The organism is Ruegeria sp. CJ6, from assembly GCF_056536665.1.
Map to the genome: position 1 here is coordinate 161277 of NZ_JBQFQB010000004.1, position 18577 is coordinate 179853.

Below are 18577 nucleotides of genomic sequence, written 5' to 3' on the forward strand. Positions count from 1 at the left end.
GGTGACGGCCAAGCGATCAGGTAGTTTGCAGAAACCTAAAGCTGGGACCCAATTGGTAAAATACTTAATAACCCGGCAACTATGTGATCCCAGGCCGATCCTGTCGGCTCGAATTGGTACTCAAGAATGGTGCCATCATTGGCTCTTGTCGTCCATTTAAGCTGGCCAGCTTGCTCGAGCGTCACGTTATATGTGTATGCGGGTAGTGCGTCGTCCAAGGCTCCCATCGTCTGCGCAGTCAATGCTGGCGAGTCAATCAGAATTCCCATCTCGGTGTTGATGTTGACAGATCGCGGATCCCAGTTGAATGAACCCACGAACAAGTACTGGTCATCAATTGCAAATGCCTTGGAGTGCAGGCCTGACCTGGACTGAGCCCAGTTAATACCGCGGCGTTGGACTTGATAAGCGTCGGGTCGCAGCTCGTAGAGTTCTACTCCACCGCGTAGCAGTGCTCGGCGTTTCTTGGCGTAGTGTGCGTAAACGGGTGCGACGTCGTTAGATGCAAGTGAATTGGTTACAACCTTTACGTCGACCCCACGGTTCTCGAGTTCGGTCAGCCATTTCACACCGTTGTTGCGTGGCACGAAGTAGGCGGACACGATGTTCACTTCACTGCTGGCATTCTCAAAGTACGGAAGCAATTGAGATGCAAGAACGGGACCTGAGTTCTCGAGGCCCGCGGCCTTTGAAGGCGGATCAGCATAAAGTTTCGCTGGCAGCCAATCCAGTAACAGGGCGCCATCCGCGAAGTTCTCTTTTGCCGACTTTCTGAGCGCTGCGCCGTACTGCGTTTGCTTCGCTTCCTCGACGAGCTCATTCAACCTGCTGCGTGCATCGCTCAGGTCAAATTCTTCGGGTTCTCCGACCACCACGCGAGCCGGAACAGCGAATTCGCTGTTCCAGTAAGCGTCAAAGCTACCTGACACTTCGCGTACAACTGGGCCTGCGGCCAGCACATCCAGATCAGCATAGTTCATTTCTTCCCGCGCCAAAAAATACTCGGCACCGATGTTTCTCCCACCCACAATCGTAAACACGTTGTCTGCTGTCATGGACTTGTTGTGCATTCTGCGATTGATGCGTTTGAAATCAGTCAGACCCGCGATCAAAAGGCTCTGATCTCGCCAGAACGGGTTGAATAGCCTTATTTCAATGTTTTTGTGATTGTCCAACGCGGCGGTCATCGCGTCGTAGCCGGACGTATCCATATCATCCAACAACAGCCTGACACGAACACCTCGATCCGCCGCTTGCAATAGGCTGGCAGCGAACAGGTGACCGGTTGGGTCGTCGTGCAGAAGATAGTATTGCGCGTCTATCGTTCGCTCGGCCGCAGTGGCCAACAACAGCCGTGATACGAGCGCTTCTTCTCCATCACTGATCAGCTTGATGCCTGACCGACCGTCTTTAGGATCCCCAAGGCGATTGGCCGCCTGACCCAGAGCAGTGCTGGAATTTGCCGGTAGCGCAGCAGATACAGTCTTTTCATACGTGCGGGTTTTCGGAGCGCAAGCGACAAGAAACAGCGCGCAATAAACACTAATCACGAACTTCCACAGCGCCATTGGCTTTCTCCAACCCTATGCCCTAGGTGACTACGCCCGAGCACGCGATTGCAAGTTTGTTCTATGAAGCCTGAGGTTGTTTCGTTCGCTAGTGTTGATTTCGTAACTCTCACATGCGCCATGTTGTTGGTTTGCGATTTCGACACACCCCTAGTTCCAACGGAATATGGCAGAACCCAGATGCGTCGAACCACACCGCTCGTAACCAGTTTCCGTGTTATAAGTCTTTGATCAGGTAAAATGATGCTCTCTGATTTTGGAAGTTTAGGTGCTCTTAGCATTGACGTGTTACGATTCCGCCCCACAGTTTTGATGCAGATTTTCGGAGCATCCTGAGTGTTTGTGAGGACCACCGCCTTAGTGATTTTTGCTGTGTCGACCCCGGCCACGGCATTGCAGCTTCGCGAAACAGGGCGTTATGAACTTAATCAGCCCGCAAGTCTTGACTACGATCCGACCTTTTGTGGGTTGTGGATTGCGAACGAGGGGCCCGAGGCAATTCTCGTTACATTGCAAGGTGATGAATTGCGCCGTATATCCAGCGATCTCTTTCGGATCAAAGCAATTGCTGTTGAAGGGGATCACTTGTTGCTGGGCGATGGTCTCGGCAGTCTTCAACGTGTCACCAAGGACGGATCACGCCTGGGAGCACCCTTCGAATTGGAAGGTGGTTTCGCGGATACGGAAGGAATTGCGATCAACGCCAAGGGACAGATCGTGACCGTAGAGGATGACCCCGAACGGTTGTCGTGGTTCACTTCAGAGGGTGCTTTGACGGCGAGGTTGGATACCATGAAGCTCTCTCCTCCCTTGAGTGAGGCGCAGGGGATCGCGATTGATCCGCGTACCGGCCACATGTTGATTGTTGATGACTGGGAAGGGTCAAACAGCCTGTATGAGTTCACGGCAGATGGCCAACTTCTCGCCCAGCAAAGTTTGTTGGAATTCGGAACCGATCCAGAAGGCATCGCCATTAGGCCGGGGTCCAATCAACTGTTCGTTGCATTCGACGGCGGCGCGAAGATTGTGACATTTGACTACACGCCCACTTTGCCTGAAGGATCGCCGCCGCTCCCGCCAGGCGCGGATTGCATGATGTTCTGAAAATTTGGTTGCTTGCTTCGGCTGGCGCAGGTTTCGGCTAGTCGCGCTCGCTGTCCAAAGTTTCGCGTATGAGCGTCAGTTTAGGCAATGATTCATGGAATGGTTCAGGCCCGATTTCGGACAAAACTGGAGCCAGGGATTCCGACATCCGCTCCATACAAGCTTTCAAAAACTCCGCGCCTTGCGGTGTAGGCCGAGCAATTTTCGAACGTTTGTCATTGGGGTTGGCTTCAAGAGTAACCAGGTCATGATTTTCAAGACTGGAGAGTATGTGCGTCATCGAAGTTTTAGGCACTTGAAACGCGTTCGAAAGTTGCTGTGGAGTTTCACCCTCGGGACGCCGTACCAGATGGCCCAAAATTCCGAATTGAGTCGCCGTCATTCTACCAGGCAAGAACGCTTCCAACTTGGTCGAGATCAACTGATTGATGATCCCGACCTCGGTGAAGAACCGGTAAACTTCGTTGGTCTCATCTTCAGGCTTCATTCAGAATTCGTGTCTCCAGCGGCCAGCGTGGTGTGGGAATTGGTTCAGGTCCATACCCCAAACGCAGCAACATTTGCACCGTGTGGCCCGGTGACGCAAGAAGCTCATGCGCCAGAGCGTACTCATCGGCCATCTCAGGATACTCTTGAAGTGCCTGGCTGACCGGATGAACGCCTAGGCCCATTTCGGTTGTCTTCAGGTAGAAACGCATCAACTGACGTCCTGCATCAAGTTGATCGCTTCGCGTATTTGTGGCTGTCGCGAGGACTGCGTATTGCGGCGTCGCATCTAGCATGGCGAAGTATCCTCGCATGTGTGATTGAGTGCCTGGGTGGTCAACGTTCATCAGGGTCTCGTTGTCTAATAGGCCAGTAAGTCGCAGCGTTTCCAGAAACGGATCGCGTAACTCAATCCCGTCCGGGTTGGCGTTGATTTCTCCTTTCCCGATCCGCATGAGGTCCACGGATTCTTTCAAGGTCTGCGGTGTTCGCATTTCGATTTCAAAAGCGCGTTTCGTGAGGTCTCGAATACGAACCACCAAATCTTCATCGGTAATCAAAGTTGCATAGTTGCCAAGCGTAGACACTTGATCGGCAGAGAGGCGCTGTTCTGTGTACGGTTCTTTGTTGGAATGCCGTTTGAGGATTTGATCTGAGAGTGGATCGGATGCCCCGCCAAATACAAACATCGCTTCTGCGATAGGTCCGTCATTCCCACCTGGCAGTAACTCGACCTCTGTATCAAACCCCTGTGCACCTGCTGCCAGAACCATCGTCTCAACAAATGCGCCGAGGCCAATATAGAGCTGGCGGTGGTAAGGATCGGTTTCAGGAAGCTCACGTTCAGGATCACGGTGGATGCGCACTTTGTCTTGCCCAACCAACTCGATCAGCCAAGGTTGCAAATTGTGCGGATTGGGGGCGAGAATTGCGTAGGACAAAGCAGCCTTGCGTGGGTCATCATACGGTTTTGGCGTCCACGGAGCTAAAGCTTCATGGGGCGTACGTGTCGTGAGAAACCCAGCCGCGCCCGTTGCCGCCAGTATTGTGCCTCCGCCTAGAATCTTGAGAAAACGTCTTCGGTTTGGCATCTTGACTCTCCAATAGTACGATATCGAACTAAATTAATACGAAATCGTACTATTTCAACCCCAATCGATGCAGTGATTGTTTGAGCGACTAGAAAAAAGAAAATCAGAGCAGCCGGAGGCAACTGCGGGTTGCCGTTATCGACAAGTATTCGGAGCGCCTTTAGTACCGGAAATCAGCAGTTACTTTAGATGATTAATGGCCGGATACGAGAAGATCAGAGGCTGTTGAGCCGATGCTTTTCGAGTATCTCGCAAAGCATAGCCTTGGCTTGCAGCCTGTGTTCTCGATGACGTTCACGGGCGACATCATGACGACCTTCACTAATCGCTTGGAAAACAACCCGATGATCTTCATTGGATTTGACGGGCAGGGGTCTGATGAACAAGGTCGTTGCGCGCGCGCGGCGCACCTGGTCGCTCATCATGGCGACAATCGCTTCGACCCGTTTGTTGCCGCCCAACCGAACGAGCTCTTGATGAAACAACTCATCGGCCTCGGCCCAGGCTTCAAGATCTTCGGATTCGATGGCTCGGTCCATCTTCGCAATTGACCCAGCAAGTACCGAAAGTTCATCTTCTGAATAACCCGCTTCGGCAGCGCGTTGTGCAGCGAGGCTCTCGAGCTCCGTCAGGATGTCGTAGATTTCACGCATATCGTCTGATGAAACCGGCAGTATCCGCACGCCTTTGCGGGGCCGCATTTCCAGCAACCCCTTGCTTTCCAACATGAGCGCGGCTTCCCGTATCGGGGTGCGGGACATACCAAGGGTTTCGGCGAGTTCCGACTCCAGGTGGTCCGTTCCGGCTGCAAGTTCGCCGGACAGGATCATCTGCCGCAAATCCCTGACGGCGCGTTGCGTATTGGAAAGAGTTTTTGCGTCTTGACCCTTCACGGCGTCTCCAGGTTGATCTTTCGTCCTTCCGCAGCCGAGAGATAGATGCTCTCTTCGATGCGGATCACGTCCAAATAGTCTCGAGCCGTGTTTTCCAGCGGCGTGCCCTTTACAAGGCCTGAAACGACGTGACTTTGCAAGGCGTGGACGCAATCGCCGCCAAATCCATTATGATCGCTTGGACGTAGAATTTGCTGCTGCGCCTGCTTTCCAAAAGCGCGGAGTTCAACTGAACCATCGCCGTTAAGAACCAATGATCCTGTTGTTCCTTCAATGAGGGCTTCACCCATAGTTTGACGCAGGTTTTTGGCGCTGTGGTCAAGACATCTGTTCCCATCGAACAGAGCTTTCAAACCGTTGGGATGATCAAGCAGGATATAGCCGGCATCCTCACCCGCGATAATGGGGTTCACTTGGCGCAAGTCCGCATAAACTGCGCTGGGCGCATCGAACAAGAATCGGAATGTGTCTACCCAGTGAACTGCTGTTTCATGAACCAGGAAACGCGGCATGTCCTGAAAATACGGCTGCCGGTCAAGATAGGCGCGTGGTCCTTGTCCGTCGCCAGGCCGAAGCCGGAAAGTAGCTTGTAGAGGTGTACCAATTCGACCCTCGGTCATCGCCTCTTTGATCGCGCGATACCAAGGTTGAAAGCGAAAGTTCTCGTGTACAACAATAGTTGCTCCTACCGCTTCGGCCTCTGAAACAATTTTCTCAGCTTCATGCAACGACATGCAGAAAGGTTTTTGGCAGATCAACCACTTTATTCCAGAGTGCAGCGCCGTTCGGATGGCATCGGCCTGCGCAACAGGCGGAAGGATGATGTCCACGAGATCTGGTTGTTCCGCCTCCAGCATTTTTGATAGATCATCGTAAGCGGCCAGTCCTGTTTCTTTCGCCTTTTTGATGTCACGGTTGCAGGATGCAATCGGAACCGCTCCGGGCATTCGAGACCAGCTTTCGTAGTGGAACTTGCTGAAATACCCCGCACCTACGCACGCGACCGTGATGGCTTGTTGAGTATTCATGCCAGCAATGCTTCCAATACCGATGAGGCTGCGTCCTGCGTTCCGGCTGTGCCACCTAGGTCACGCGTCAGGTTTTGACCGCTCTCAGTCACCTTTTCCACGGCTTCCCGTAAACGTTCGCCATCTTTGGACAGTTCTGGATGATTATGGGTCAACCCTAACCATTCAAGCATCATTGCTGCAGACAGGATCATCGCGAAAGGATTGGCGATGTCTTGTCCCGCAATGTCCGGAGCAGAGCCGTGACAGGGTTGGAACACGGCGTGGTTCAACCCGATATCTGCTGAAGGAGCCAATCCAAGACCGCCCATAAGGCCGGCGCCAAGGTCAGAAAGGATGTCGCCGAACATGTTTTCAGTCACCAAAACATCGAATTCCCAAGGCTTCTGCACCATCCAAAGCGCAGTGGCATCAACATAAGCATGGTCTGCCTGCAATTCGGGATGGTTTGCAGCTTCTGCATCAAACATCGATCTGAAGAACGCAAAGGCGCGGAATACATTGGCTTTGTCGACACATGTAACTCGACCCCGACCGCGCCCGGTTCTTTTGCGGTTCTGGGCGAGTTCAAACGCAAACCGGAACAGTTTTTCGGAAACCTCACGAGTGATCAGCAGAGTTTCACGTGCTTCGTGTTCGGTAACTTCTCCAGCGCCTTGGGTGAAGAACAGTCCTTCTGTGCTTTCGCGTATCAAGACAAAGTCGATCTCTTTTCCGGGAGGCAGCGCCAAGGGGGTCATTTGTCCGCTGTTTACCTTTACTGGTCTTACACCAGCGAAAAGTCCCAGTTGCTTCCGCAGGTCGATCTGTGGTGAAATCTCGGTTCCGTCAGGGTAGCGAACATCCGGCAAACCCATTGCAGATAGCAGAATCGCATCAGCCTTGCGTGCAGTTTCAAGTGAACCAGTCGGAAACGATTCTCCAGTTTTGGCGTAGTGGGCTGCGCCCGCCGGAGCGTCTGTAAACACCAGTTCGTAGGAAGGACCGCCGCGCGAGAGCTGACGCAGAATTTCAAGCGTAGGGGCCATAATTTCCGGGCCGATTCCGTCCCCGTGGAACACTGCCACATCATAACTTTTCTTCATCTTAGCCCGCTTCCTTCCCGTTTCGCATTCATAGCGCGATAGCAGCTTTCACTACAGTCCGTTGACAACGCATTCTTTAATGTATACGCAAATAAATGCAATAATAAACGCAAAGATGTTTGGGAGGACTTGGAAATGAAACTGAAGCTAGGGCAGTTGGCGGCCGCAGCCGTGATTGCAACCGGGATTTCAGGGGCTGCTACCGCGCAGGATTACCCTTACCGTGATATCACCACAGCTGTGGTCTGGGGGGCCGGTGGCGGCACGGACACGATCAACCGAATGATCATGGCCGAAATGGAAAAACACCTTCCAGTCTCGATCAATGTGATCAACCAAACCGGTGGGGTCGCAGGCTCCAACGGCATGGTCTACGTCATGAACCAACCAGACGATGGCTATACACTGGTTGGTCTGTCTGAATCGAACGTCACCGCTGCTGTGCAGGGTGGTTGGGATAAGAAATTTGACTTTTGGTATCCGTTTATTGTTGGCGGATCACCCGATCTGATCTCGGTTCCGGCGGACAGCCCTTACAATACTCTGGAAGAACTGGTCGACGCTGCCAAAGCCGCTCCTGGCACTATTCCCGCTGCCGCGTCCGGCGCGGGTTCGATCCACCACTTGAATCTTCTCGCCATCGAGAAAGGGTCCGGTGCAGAGTTCAAGTTTGTTCCATACAAAGGCTCAGCGCCCGGGCAGGAAGCGGCGATAGCAGGTGAGGTTGCGTTGGTTGTGACTTCGCTGGCTGAACAAGCTCCTTTGATCGAAGGCGGACAGTTGAAGCCACTTGCGATGTTGACACCGGAAGATGCGCAGATTGCCGGAGCTACAGTGCCATCTGCCTTTGGCATCTATGACGGTCTCGACAAGTATCTGCCACTAAAACAAGCCATCGGATTTGCCGTTCACAGCTCGGCTGGAGATGATGTGAAGGCGGCCCTCGGCGAAGCGTTCGAGCAGGCGATTGCATCCGATACCGTCGCTGAATGGGCTGAGGCAAACAATTATGATGTCGGTGGTCAACACGGCGAAGAAGCTCAAGAATTGTTTGCGAACCTTGAGGCTACTTTTGCCTATACCTTGCAAGATTTGGGCGCTGCCACGGTCGATCCAGCCTCGCTGGGTATCGAGAAGCCCTAATCCGATCAACTTTGGAAGGGCGCGTCTGATCGCGCCCTTTCCTCTAGGAGGCAGGCATGGACAAAATCGACGAAACACTGGTCATGCGGACCCGCGATTTCTGGGCTGCGATTGTTCTAATAACAGTGTCCGTCTTTTTCCTTTGGAAGACGTTGGACATCCCACTTTGGGGTGAAAACCGCGCAGGTGTAAGTGGGTCGGACTGGTACAACTCGGCTGCAATTGTACCGTTGTTCATCTTCTGTGGATTGCTTGTGTTGTCCTTCGTCTTGCTGGCTAATTCGATCCGCTCAGGTGGAGCCCAGAACGCACTCACGGCTTTGGGGATTGGATGGGATAAGTCGGAAGCCTATCGAGCAACAACAATAGGCCTGATCCTTCTTGCATACGTCGTCGGGCTGGTTCCCAGAGTGGACTTCATATTGTGCTCGGGGTTACTGATTACAGCTTTGACTTACGGCTACTACGGCGGTCACGCGCGGCGTGCTTTGGTAGCCTGTATCGCAGTTGTTTCTGCCGGGGTTTTTGCGTTCGCCGTGTTTCCCGCGCAGGCGGAATGGAATGCACACGGTGATGATTGGTTTACACTGGCCCTATGGGTCTCGCTATCACTTGTGGTGTTGATCAAATCGGCTTCTGAACGCGTTTTGCGGTTTGTGCCAGTCGTCGCAATACTGGCCCCGCTGATCCTCGTCTGCGCGATGGCCTTTATTTTCCGACAGAACGTGCCCGCGCGCGGGGGGCTGATCTTCAAGCAAATCGAATACCACTACTACGTGACGCTTCGTCCGTTATGGAAAGACTGACCGGATGGACTTTATCCTTTCGCAACTGGCTGGGTTTGGGACCGCATTCGTTGGTCTGGCAGTGGACCCGCTGACCTATCTGTATTTGATTGCTTCCGTGTTCCTAGGCATCACGTTCGGCGCATTGCCCGGCCTGACCGCAACGCTGGCAGTGACGATCCTGACGGGATTTTTCGGCAACAAGATCCCATTGGACTATTCGCTTATCGCTTTGCTCGGGGCCTATGTCGGCGCGATTTACGGCGGCTCTTACCCGTCTATTCTGCTGAACATACCTGGCACAGCAGCCAGCGCGGCGACGGCCATGGATGGCTACCCTCTGGCCAAAGCAGGTCGAGGGGGCGAAGCACTTGGTCTGACCACAACGGCCAGCTTTATCGGTACGGTTATCGGGACGATCACGCTTTTGATTTTTGTCTGGGCACTGCTTTTGGTTTCGAAGAACATCGCGAGTCCGGAAAAAGCACTCTTGGCTTTGTTTGGCATCCTTCTATCTGGCACACTTATGAGCGAGGATCTGGTGATCAAGGGATGGATCGCCGGTCTGATCGGGCTTGCAATGTCTATGGTAGGGCTCGATCCGCTTCTGTCTGAGCCGCGCTATACTTTCGGCTGGTCTTACTTATTGAGCGGGTTTCAGGTTGTGCCCGTTTTGATGGGGGCTTTTGCGATACCTCAAATCATCGACGGTCTAAGGCATGTTGAAGCCGGGAAAGTTCTGGCACTGAAGGGCCGTATTCTTCCAAACCTTCGCTCTATTCGACGCTACCTGCCGACCATAGGCCGTTCAGGGGTAATTGGGACCGGGGTGGGAGCGCTTCCTGGCGTGGGCGAAGATGTCGCCGGTTGGGTCAGCTACGGTGTCGGCAAGACCGTATCTGCCGAGGGCGACAAGTTCGGAAAAGGTTCATTGGAAGGTCTGCTATGCTCTGAAACAGCAAACAACGCCTGCATTGGGGGCGCGCTAATCCCGCTTTTGGTTTTGGGCATTCCCGGTTCGCCACCCGCCGCGGCTTTGATGGGGGCTTTCAAGATCAACAACGTGATCCCGGGCCCCACGATAGACCCCGAGATCATTCTGCGCGTAGTCGCAATCCTAGTGCTGGCATCCCTGACTATGTTCTTGATGGGCCTGTTCACTGCTCGGGTCTTTATCAAAATACTCGCCATACCGCAGACCATCTTCTTGCCGGTTGTGATGGTTCTGACAACAATCGGGTCCTTCAGCGTCGGTGGTGGCATCAATGATCTCTACCTGATGCTTGGTGTCGGCGCCGTCGCCTATTTTATGAACCTGATGAAGTACCCAATCGCTCCATTGGTCATTGGGGTTATACTGGGAAGCCTGTTTGACGAAACTTTCCGCCGATCGCTGTTCTTGTCGGACGGGGATCTTTCTGTCTTCTTTTCGCGACCCGGTGCGGCCATTCTACTTGTGCTCAACGTTGGTCTGATCCTCAGCCAACTGCCTGTGGCAAAGCGCGCTTTCTCACGTCTGAAAGGACTTTCCGTCTGATGTTTGTGGTTACCGTTACCTTCACTCTCAAGCCCGGTACGAGAGAAACCTTTTTGCCGCTAATGGTCGAAAACGCTTCAACCTCTTTGCGTGAAGAACCCGGATGCCAGCAGTTTGACGTTTGCCTCGGCGACGATCCCGAGACAGTTTTTCTCTATGAGGTTTATCATGACAGCGTGGCCTTCTCCGCCCACCTGGAAAGCGCGCATTTCCAGTCCTTCGATACGGCTGTGGCTGATATGATCGCCACCAAGACTGTTCACCAGTATTCCGAGGTCATCCGATGAACGATTGGGAAATTCACGCCGTGAAATACGCGGATCGCAATGCCCGCACTCGACGCGACAGCTTCATATTGGATGACAATCACGATGCACCTCACGCGATGGACTATTTCGTTTGGGTGCTCAAGCGTGGCAACAAAGTTATACTGGTCGATACCGGATACGACGGCGACGAGGCAGCCGCCCGTGGTCGTCCCATTGCGATGGACCCACGCGAGGCTTTGCGCCCATTAGACATCATGCCTGAAGCGGTGACCGAGGTTATCGTGACCCATCTCCATTATGACCACGCTGGGGGGCTGCATATGTTCCCAAATGCGAAGTTGCACATGCAATCGGCGGAAATGGCCTTCGCCACAGGTCCCTGCATGTGCCACGACCACTTACGCGCGCCTTTCTCGGCGGGCCATATCTGCGAGGTCGTAAAGCGCCTCTATACAGGCAAGGTCGTGTTCTACGACGGAGAGGCCGAGATAGCAGATGGGGTGACCGTACACTGTATCGGCGGGCATTCGCGGGGGTTGCAATGTGTTCGTGTAAGAACAGCAGCCGGGTGGATGGTTCTGGCCTCGGATGCCTCGCATTACTACGAGAATTTCATGGCGCGAAAAGCTTTTCCCATCGTTGTCGATTTGCAGGACATGATGGATGGTTTCAAGACCCTAGAGAGGTTGGCCTCACATCCTCGACTTATCGTGCCCGGCCATGATCCACTTGTGCGCGAGATTTTTCCCGTCGGAGCAGCACCGCACATCCATAGGCTGGATCCAGGGCCGACGAAGGACATTAAGATATGCTAATCGGCGTCATAGCGGACGATTTCACTGGTGCGAGCGACATTGCGAACACCTTGGCAAAGGGCGTCGAGCCGGAAGGTGGATTAAGAACCGCGCAGTTTCCAGGTATTCCGGATACCCCGGCCGACAAAGAGATCGAAGCGGGTGTCGTCTCACTCAAGATCCGCACTGCACCTGTCGAAGAATCTGTTGCGGACAGCCTGCGAGCCCTGCGATGGCTTAAAGATCAAGGATGCCGCCAGTTCATCTTCAAGTATTGCTCGACCTTTGACTCCACTAGGCAGGGAAATATCGGCCCGGTTGCGGAAGCGTTGGCCAACGAACTGGGCGCGCAAAAGGTGGTTTTCTGTCCGGCCTTTCCGACAACGGGGCGCACCATCTATCACGGCCATCTATTTGTGCTCGGCAAGCTGTTGAACGAGTCCGGGATGGAAAATCACCCTCTCACTCCGATGACGGATGCCGACATCAAGCGTTGGTTGCAGTATCAGATCCAAGAAGCGGTTGGGTTGGTTTCAATTGACGCCGTGACGCAAGGACCAGAGGCGATTGCTACTGCTTTGCGGAACGTCGACGAACGCTTTGTGATCGGTGATGCGATTTCGGACGAGGATTTGCTGGCCTGGGGCGAGGCTCTGAAGGATGCCCAGCTCATTACTGGGGGATCTGGGATAGCGCTGGGGCTACCCAAGAACTTCGTCAGAAAAGCTTCGTCCAAAAGTGCTGGCGGTGTATTCACAGGTATCGCTGGGCCCGCCGCTATCCTTGCAGGGTCTTGCTCAGGTGCGACCCGTGGTCAGATCGATGTTCATGCGAAATCCCATCCGACCTTCGCCATTGACGTTCCGGGTGTTATGTCCGGGGATGTGACTATGCAAACGCTTCTGGATTTCTTTGAAACGCATCCGGGTCAGGCACCGCTCGCCTATTCATCGGGAAGCCCGGATGATGTGCGCGCGGTACAAGGTCAATTTGGCCAAGAAGCCGTGGCGGAAAAGCTGGACAATCTCTTTGCAGATACCGCGCGCGAGCTTGTTCAGAAGAGCTACAAGCGATTGGTGGTTGCCGGAGGGGAGACGTCGGGAGCTGTCGCCAAGGCTGTCTCTGAGGCACTGGGGTCACCGGCCATGTCAATTGGGCCAGAGATTGACCCGGGCGTACCAGTCCTGAGCGTTGGAAAAACTAAACCCATTGCGCTGGCTCTAAAGTCTGGAAACTTTGGCGCTCCTGACTTCTTCGCTGAGGCCCTCAGAATGATGGAGGTTGGCAAATGAGTTCCGAAGAACAGGCGCTGCGAAAGCAGATGTCGGACCTGTGTGCATCTCTGTTTGCGCGCGGATTTTCCGTCGGCACTGCGGGCAACGTCTCTGCTCGTCTGCACGACGGCATCCTCATGACGCCAACGAATACGACCTTGGGCGATATCGACCCCGAGCGCATCGCCAAGATTGATTTGAATGGCAACCACGTCTCCGGCGACAAGCCGACCAAGGAGGTCTTTCTGCACAAAGCCTTTTATGAGACGCGGCCAGAAGCTGGTGCAGTGGTGCATCTGCATTCGACCTGGGCCACTGCACTGTCTTGTCTGGAAGACACCGATCCTGACGACTGTATTCCACCGCTTACGCCATATGTGGTTATGCGTGTCGGCACAGTCAAACTGGTTCCATACGTCAAGCCGGGCGACCCGACGTCCGGTGATTTGATCCGCGATCTGGATGGCAAATATAGTGCGGTTCTGTTGGCCAATCACGGTCCCGTCGTATCGGGAGAGGATCTGTTTTCAACGGTCTCTGCAGCAGAAGAGTTAGAAGAAACAGCCAAGCTGCTCGTGACACTGCGCGGCCTGCCAACCCGCCTACTGGATGCAGAACAAGTCGCAGAACTCAAAGAGACTTTCGGAAGGATTTGATCTGGCACCAAAATGGTGCGTGTGCAAACTATCGGGCAAATCGTGCAAAGTTATCCGGTGACTTACCTCAGCAGATCTCAAGCGATACAACCCAGCAAACGATTGGCGGAGAACGAGTTTTTTATAAGGCCACGTTCACCACTATAGACGGTACTGATAACTATGTCCTCTACCCTTTAGAGGTATCGACGACAGCGGGTGACTATTATGGCGGGGCAAGTAGCTGGTTCTTTTCGACGACCAGGCCTTGCTAGAAGGCGTTCCGCTTGCATTAGCCAGCATAAGCACAAACAATCCGAACAAGATGAATTACGTGTGCTTAGTCGATGGAACAGCAATCGAAACAGCCACAAGTAGCGTAATTGTTGAAGGCCTCTCAGGCGGTGATGAGATGATCCAGGCGGATGGGAGACCAGTTAAGATTTGATGGGTTGGCGCTAATGATGTGAGCCTTGCAGAATGCCTTGCAAATCAGAAGCTTTGGCCTGTGAAAGATTGATATGACTGCGCTTGGACGCGGAATCCCGAATTGTGATCTCTTTGTCTCGCAACAACACTAAGTTTCTAGCGGCCAAAACGGACTTTCGCCGCGGTAGAACGAATGTCGGTTTTTGGATTTCAGAAACTTAATGAGCGCTGATCTTCCCCGGTATTTTCCCCTTGTTTATGCTGTGTTTGCCTTAGTAATTGGACTTTTTTGAACCAGTGATAAGTTCATTATTGACAATTTTGGACGCCATTTTACAGAATCGGCCATGATCCATCCAATTGATCGCAAGTTAGATATCGTTGTCCTGGTGAGTCCGCATTTCAATGTTTCGGCGACTACGTCTTTCGTGGATCCTTTCAGAATAGCCAATTACCTGACAGGTTCGGCTCGATTTTCTTGGACCTATGTCTCGGACCTCGGTGGACCAGTTGAGTCTAGCAGCGGCCTTGTCGTTGACACTGACCCATTGGCGGCCGTGACGGGGCGCAAGCCCTGGTTGGTTCTGGTGAGTACAAGTTGGTCACCTGAACGTCACGGAACATCTCAGTTTAAGGTGGCCCTTCAGAAGTGGGAGGCGTGCGGAGCAATCGTTGGCGGCTTGGATACTGGTGCGATTGTTCTTTCGGCTGCTGGACTGCTTAAAGGCAAGACAGCGACGGTTCACTATGAGCACATCGATGCCTTTGCTGAAATGGCCCATGATACCACAGTGTCAGAGAACATGATTGTTATGGATGGAAAGATGTTCACTTGTTGCGGGGGTTCCGCAGCGACTGATCTGGGTTTGCGGTTTGTGCACTCTGTCGATGGTGAGAGTATCGCCAATGCATCTGCGCGATATCTTTTTCATCACAATGTACGCGGTGAGGGCCAATCACAGAACCCCAAAGACGTGGAGCCACTGGGGTATGTCACCTCTGGGGTGGTAAGGGACGCGATCGACTTGATGGAGGCACATTTGGAAGCCACTTTGTCGATCCCTGAAATATCAGCGAGGTTGAAGATTTCGCAACGACAACTTAGCAGATTGTTTCGGCAATATGTCCAGAAGTCGCCGATCGAGTACTACCGTGACATACGCCTTGATCGCGCGCGTGGACTAGTAACCCAAACAGAGTTGAAATTCAGCGAGATTGCAGAAGCATCAGGATTTAACGGGCAAGTTCATTTCAGCCGGGCATATCGAAGCCGTTTTGGCCTCACACCAACTGCAGACCGTATTGAAGGCCGTACTCCATTCGAGTTCCGCGCGTGGCCAATGTTCAAGCCTGATATTAAGTCCGAAGGTGTTGGGTAGCTTTTTGCATCGCCGTAAGCATCTTGTCGCGTTGCGCTGATAACTCTTCGGTACTTTGCCCCTGAGTTTGATCGTTAATGCCATCGACCAGTTTATTGATTACATCCTCATCAAGACGAGGGTTGCCCAGGTCATCCCACCAGCCATTGAATGTATCCTTGAAATGGTCACAGAAGGCCCGCAGACCGCCGTCGCCTGCACCCAGGTGGAAAAGCGTCGTCGGACCCATCGCGGCCCACCGCAATCCGGGGCCGGCCCACATCGCTTTATCGATGTCTTCGACACTGGCAACGCCTTCAATCGCCATATGGACGGCCTCGCGCCATACTGCAGCTTGTAAGCGGTTTGCGACGTGTCCGGGCATGCCCTTCTTGATCCGGATCGTGACTTTGCCCAGGTCTTCGTAGAACGTCTCTGTTCGGTTCAGAACATCTGAACCGGTGGCGTCGTTCGCTGTCAACTCGACCAGCGGAATGAGATGTGGCGGGTTGAACGGATGACCTAAGATGAGCTTACCCGGATCGCGCCATCCCTGTTGGAGAGCCTCGAGTGTTAGGCCGGATGTTGAGCTTGAAACTATTGCATCAGCGCTCAACTCTGGCTCAACTTCCGCATAGGTGGAATGTTTGATCGGCAACCGCTCGGGCACATTCTCCTGAATGAACTGCGCGTTTCGCACGGCCTCAGCTGCGGTCGGTGCAAAGGTGATCGCATCTCGGGTGGCGTGGCCAACTTGGCCCAATTCTTCCAACGCAGGCCACGCCATTTCAATGTATTTACGGACGGATGCCTCAGCGTTCGGATCGGGATCAAATACAGTCACACTGCGACCCGACGCGAGGAACAGCGCTGCCCAGCTTGCCCCGATGACACCGGCTCCGAGAATGGCGGTTCTTTCGATTTCCGACATCAGAACAGTCCCGGATTCAGGGGGGAGGCCGCTGTCATACCACCGTCCACAGTGAACAGTTGGCCAGTCGCAAAAGACGACTCGTCAGAAGCTAGCCAAACAGCCATCGCAGCAATGTCTACGGGCTTACCAAAGCGTTTGACCGCATGGCGTGCCAGCGCGTCTGATCTAGCCTTTTCTGGGTCATTGGCGAGTTCGAATGCTGCGTCCAGCATGCCCGTCTCAATCCATCCCGGGCAGATTGCATTGCAGCGCACCGCAGGTCCATGGTCCACCGCGATAGAGCGTGTAAGCCCATGCACAAAGGCTTTTGAAGCATTGTAGAGCGCCATCGATGGGTCAGCGGCATTGCCCGAGATCGAACCAATGTTGATGATCGAACCACCCTGAGACATTTTCGGAATAAAGGCGCGGCAACAGTTAAAAACGCCTCGTGCGTTTACTCCCATCACCAAATCCCAATCCGCGTCTGTGCTTTCGGTCACCGTTTTTTCGACCTGAACGCCGGCGTTGTTTACCAGGATATCTACCAGGCCGATTGTTCGGGCAGTACGTGCAACCGCTTCGGGATTGGATACATCCAGCGTATACCATGCTACGTGATCCGGTAGATCATCTGGCTTAGGGCCGCGCCCGCAGGTGGCGACAGCCGCACCTTCGGCTGCGAAGGCCTCAACGATGCCGCGACCAATGCCCTGTTTGCCGCCGGTAACAAAGGCGCGTTTCCCAGCTAACCGCATCAGTGTGCCACCATAACGTGACGGACTGCGGTGTAAGCATCCAGCGCATAGACCGACATATCGCTGCCCGTGCCTGAGCCCTTCATCGCGGCCCATGGCATCTCGGGGGTCGCAATCCCATGCGTGTTTACCCAGGTGAATCCATAGCGCAACTTGGACGTCATTTGCATTGCTCTCCCAACATCTCGTGTCCAAACCGATGAGGCCAACCCGTAAGGTCCGTTGTTGGCGGTCTTCAACGCATCTTCTGCCTCAGAAAAACGAGAGACAGTTACAACGGGTCCAAAAACCTCATTGCAGGCAATCTCTGCAGTGTTGTCGACATTGGCTATGACTGTCGGCTGGTAGAAAAAGCCGTCTTCTTCGCCAGAGGCCCCACCGGAAACGATTTCAGAGCTGCTGCGTGCGCGATCAACAAAACCCGCTACACGATCCCGCTGAGCCGCAGAGACAAGCGGGCCCATTTCCGTTCCTTCAGCTTTCGGTGCACCGATTTGGATCTGGCCAACCTGACCGGCAATCGCGGCCACAAGTTTGTCGTAAACACTGTCTGCAACCATCACGCGGCAAGGCTGTGCGCAATCCTGACCGGCATTGAAGTAGCTGCCATATCGGATCGTCTCGGCCACAGCATCGAGATCAGCATCATCAAAGACAATGACTGGCGCCTTGCCGCCCAATTCCAGATGAACGTGTTTAATTTTCTGGGAAGCAGCCCGCATTGCAGCCATGCCTGTCGCCGGAGAACCCGTAACACTGATCCCTTCCATCTGTGGGCTGTTCATCAGGGCATTCCCCACGCCGGGCCCGCGACCATGGATCACGTTAAGCACGCCTTTTGGCAGAACATCTTGTAACAGTTCTGCAAGTCGCAGAGTAGATAGCGGCGTGATCTCGGACGGTTTCAACACCACCGAACATCCTGCCGCAATTGGTGCAGCAATCTTCCAGGACGCCATCATCAGCGGGTAGTTCCAAGGGGCGATGGCGGCGACAGGGCCAATGGGGTCGCGCCGGATCATCGACGTATGACCCGCGACATACTCTCCAGAGGCAGACCCCATCATGGTGCGCGCAGCCCCGGCGAAAAAGCGAAAGACATCAATCGTCAGCGGCATTTCATCATCATGAGCCGATGGCCAGGGTTTTCCCACATCTAGGCTTTCAAGATCTGCCAACTCATGGCTGTTCGCCTCGATAACATCAGCTATCTGAAGCAAGATTGCAGCGCGTTCTGCAGGGGGCGTAACCGAAAAGGTCTCAAATGCCTCTGCTGAGCCGCGCACCGCCGCCTCGATCTGTGCATCGCTGGCTTCTTTTGCGGTACCAATAACCTCTCCTGTTGCAGGGTTCAGGATGTTCAAGGCGTCGCCGGTGCCTTCAACCATTTCGCCGTTGATCAACATGTTCGTCTGCATATGCGTCTC

Annotated in this window: 18 protein-coding genes; 9 read left to right on the forward strand and 9 right to left on the reverse strand. The window is 53.8% G+C overall.

From position 1 onward, the window contains the following. Positions 1-35: 35 nt before the first annotated feature. Positions 36-1568 carry a phospholipase D family protein gene (locus ACR0BT_RS13090; protein ID WP_480562745.1) on the reverse strand — a complete coding sequence of 511 codons (1533 nt, stop codon included), beginning with the start codon at positions 1566-1568 and terminating at the stop codon, positions 36-38. Between the two features lie 336 nt (positions 1569-1904). Here ACR0BT_RS13090 and ACR0BT_RS13095 point away from each other — a divergent pair, with 336 nt between their 5' ends. Then, complete coding sequence (locus tag ACR0BT_RS13095) at positions 1905-2672, forward strand: hypothetical protein (protein ID WP_480763329.1); 768 nt, start codon at positions 1905-1907, stop codon at positions 2670-2672. A gap of 37 nt (positions 2673-2709) precedes the next feature. Here ACR0BT_RS13095 and ACR0BT_RS13100 read toward each other — a convergent pair whose 3' ends face one another. The 5 genes from ACR0BT_RS13100 to ACR0BT_RS13120 all read right to left on the reverse strand — a co-directional run bounded on the left by ACR0BT_RS13100 (position 2710) and on the right by ACR0BT_RS13120 (position 7255). After that, positions 2710-3159 carry a MarR family winged helix-turn-helix transcriptional regulator gene (locus ACR0BT_RS13100; RefSeq protein WP_480763330.1) on the reverse strand — a complete coding sequence of 150 codons (450 nt, stop codon included), beginning with the start codon at positions 3157-3159 and terminating at the stop codon, positions 2710-2712. Continuing rightward, positions 3149-4249 carry an Acg family FMN-binding oxidoreductase gene (locus tag ACR0BT_RS13105; protein WP_480763331.1) on the reverse strand — a complete coding sequence of 367 codons (1101 nt, stop codon included), beginning with the start codon at positions 4247-4249 and terminating at the stop codon, positions 3149-3151. Before ACR0BT_RS13105 ends, ACR0BT_RS13100 begins: the two co-directional genes overlap by 11 nt. A 215-nt stretch (positions 4250-4464) precedes the next feature. Next, positions 4465-5079, reverse strand: coding sequence for a GntR family transcriptional regulator (locus tag ACR0BT_RS13110; RefSeq protein ID WP_480763332.1), 615 nt, complete (start codon positions 5077-5079; stop codon positions 4465-4467). Between the two features lie 59 nt (positions 5080-5138). Continuing rightward, positions 5139-6170, reverse strand: coding sequence for a Gfo/Idh/MocA family protein (locus ACR0BT_RS13115; RefSeq protein ID WP_480763333.1), 1032 nt, complete (start codon positions 6168-6170; stop codon positions 5139-5141). After that, a complete protein-coding gene (locus ACR0BT_RS13120; protein ID WP_480763334.1) occupies positions 6167-7255 on the reverse strand; it encodes an isocitrate/isopropylmalate dehydrogenase family protein in 1089 nt (362 codons plus the stop codon). The genes ACR0BT_RS13115 and ACR0BT_RS13120 overlap by 4 nt, the downstream gene beginning before the upstream one ends. Positions 7256-7390: 135 nt before the next feature. On the opposite strand from ACR0BT_RS13120, the gene ACR0BT_RS13125 reads away from it, so the two are divergent. From ACR0BT_RS13125 to ACR0BT_RS13160, 8 genes are all read left to right on the forward strand, one after another. Beyond that, positions 7391-8398, forward strand: coding sequence for a tripartite tricarboxylate transporter substrate binding protein (locus ACR0BT_RS13125; RefSeq protein ID WP_170423468.1), 1008 nt, complete (start codon positions 7391-7393; stop codon positions 8396-8398). Between the two features lie 56 nt (positions 8399-8454). Next, positions 8455-9204 carry a hypothetical protein gene (locus ACR0BT_RS13130; protein WP_480763335.1) on the forward strand — a complete coding sequence of 250 codons (750 nt, stop codon included), beginning with the start codon at positions 8455-8457 and terminating at the stop codon, positions 9202-9204. 4 nt (positions 9205-9208) lie between these two features. Further along, complete coding sequence (locus ACR0BT_RS13135) at positions 9209-10720, forward strand: tripartite tricarboxylate transporter permease (RefSeq protein ID WP_170638038.1); 1512 nt, start codon at positions 9209-9211, stop codon at positions 10718-10720. Then, on the forward strand, positions 10720-11007 hold the full coding sequence (locus ACR0BT_RS13140) for a putative quinol monooxygenase (protein WP_480763336.1): 288 nt from the start codon (positions 10720-10722) through the stop codon (positions 11005-11007). Before ACR0BT_RS13135 ends, ACR0BT_RS13140 begins: the two co-directional genes overlap by 1 nt. After that, a complete protein-coding gene (locus ACR0BT_RS13145; protein WP_223117479.1) occupies positions 11004-11804 on the forward strand; it encodes an N-acyl homoserine lactonase family protein in 801 nt (266 codons plus the stop codon). The genes ACR0BT_RS13140 and ACR0BT_RS13145 overlap by 4 nt, the downstream gene beginning before the upstream one ends. Further along, positions 11798-13075 carry a 3-oxo-tetronate kinase gene (gene otnK / locus ACR0BT_RS13150; RefSeq protein WP_480763337.1) on the forward strand — a complete coding sequence of 426 codons (1278 nt, stop codon included), beginning with the start codon at positions 11798-11800 and terminating at the stop codon, positions 13073-13075. Before ACR0BT_RS13145 ends, otnK begins: the two co-directional genes overlap by 7 nt. Further along, complete coding sequence (gene otnC, locus ACR0BT_RS13155; protein WP_480763338.1) at positions 13072-13713, forward strand: 3-oxo-tetronate 4-phosphate decarboxylase; 642 nt, start codon at positions 13072-13074, stop codon at positions 13711-13713. Before otnK ends, otnC begins: the two co-directional genes overlap by 4 nt. A 755-nt stretch (positions 13714-14468) precedes the next feature. Continuing rightward, complete coding sequence (locus ACR0BT_RS13160) at positions 14469-15500, forward strand: GlxA family transcriptional regulator (RefSeq protein WP_480763339.1); 1032 nt, start codon at positions 14469-14471, stop codon at positions 15498-15500. On the opposite strand, the gene ACR0BT_RS13165 is transcribed toward ACR0BT_RS13160, so the two are convergent. The 3 genes from ACR0BT_RS13165 to ACR0BT_RS13175 are packed head-to-tail and all read right to left on the reverse strand — an operon-like array spanning position 15478 to position 18568. Further along, complete coding sequence (locus tag ACR0BT_RS13165) at positions 15478-16410, reverse strand: 3-hydroxyacyl-CoA dehydrogenase NAD-binding domain-containing protein (RefSeq protein WP_480763340.1); 933 nt, start codon at positions 16408-16410, stop codon at positions 15478-15480. The two genes, ACR0BT_RS13160 and ACR0BT_RS13165, sit on opposite strands and share 23 nt — an antisense overlap. Further along, positions 16410-17150, reverse strand: coding sequence for an SDR family NAD(P)-dependent oxidoreductase (locus ACR0BT_RS13170; RefSeq protein WP_480763341.1), 741 nt, complete (start codon positions 17148-17150; stop codon positions 16410-16412). The genes ACR0BT_RS13165 and ACR0BT_RS13170 overlap by 1 nt, the downstream gene beginning before the upstream one ends. Further along, entirely contained in the window at positions 17150-18568 is a 1419-nt protein-coding gene (locus ACR0BT_RS13175; protein WP_480763342.1) for a gamma-aminobutyraldehyde dehydrogenase, read from the reverse strand. Before ACR0BT_RS13175 ends, ACR0BT_RS13170 begins: the two co-directional genes overlap by 1 nt. Positions 18569-18577 lie beyond the last annotated feature (9 nt).

Coding starts and splice junctions, on each gene's coding strand:
- ACR0BT_RS13110 (WP_480763332.1), bottom strand. CDS start 5,079: ATGATCCTGTCCGGCGAACTTGCAGCCGGAACGGACCACCTGGAGTCG.
- ACR0BT_RS13175 (WP_480763342.1), bottom strand. CDS start 18,568: ATGCAGACGAACATGTTGATCAACGGCGAAATGGTTGAAGGCACCGGC.
- ACR0BT_RS13125 (WP_170423468.1), top strand. CDS start 7,391: ATGAAACTGAAGCTAGGGCAGTTGGCGGCCGCAGCCGTGATTGCAACC.
- ACR0BT_RS13145 (WP_223117479.1), top strand. CDS start 11,004: ATGAACGATTGGGAAATTCACGCCGTGAAATACGCGGATCGCAATGCC.
- ACR0BT_RS13090 (WP_480562745.1), bottom strand. CDS start 1,568: ATGGCGCTGTGGAAGTTCGTGATTAGTGTTTATTGCGCGCTGTTTCTT.
- ACR0BT_RS13170 (WP_480763341.1), bottom strand. CDS start 17,150: ATGCGGTTAGCTGGGAAACGCGCCTTTGTTACCGGCGGCAAACAGGGC.
- ACR0BT_RS13120 (WP_480763334.1), bottom strand. CDS start 7,255: ATGAAGAAAAGTTATGATGTGGCAGTGTTCCACGGGGACGGAATCGGC.
- ACR0BT_RS13165 (WP_480763340.1), bottom strand. CDS start 16,410: ATGTCGGAAATCGAAAGAACCGCCATTCTCGGAGCCGGTGTCATCGGG.
- ACR0BT_RS13115 (WP_480763333.1), bottom strand. CDS start 6,170: ATGAATACTCAACAAGCCATCACGGTCGCGTGCGTAGGTGCGGGGTAT.
- otnK (WP_480763337.1), top strand. CDS start 11,798: ATGCTAATCGGCGTCATAGCGGACGATTTCACTGGTGCGAGCGACATT.
- ACR0BT_RS13160 (WP_480763339.1), top strand. CDS start 14,469: ATGATCCATCCAATTGATCGCAAGTTAGATATCGTTGTCCTGGTGAGT.
- ACR0BT_RS13135 (WP_170638038.1), top strand. CDS start 9,209: ATGGACTTTATCCTTTCGCAACTGGCTGGGTTTGGGACCGCATTCGTT.
- ACR0BT_RS13100 (WP_480763330.1), bottom strand. CDS start 3,159: ATGAAGCCTGAAGATGAGACCAACGAAGTTTACCGGTTCTTCACCGAG.
- ACR0BT_RS13140 (WP_480763336.1), top strand. CDS start 10,720: ATGTTTGTGGTTACCGTTACCTTCACTCTCAAGCCCGGTACGAGAGAA.
- otnC (WP_480763338.1), top strand. CDS start 13,072: ATGAGTTCCGAAGAACAGGCGCTGCGAAAGCAGATGTCGGACCTGTGT.
- ACR0BT_RS13105 (WP_480763331.1), bottom strand. CDS start 4,249: ATGCCAAACCGAAGACGTTTTCTCAAGATTCTAGGCGGAGGCACAATA.
- ACR0BT_RS13130 (WP_480763335.1), top strand. CDS start 8,455: ATGGACAAAATCGACGAAACACTGGTCATGCGGACCCGCGATTTCTGG.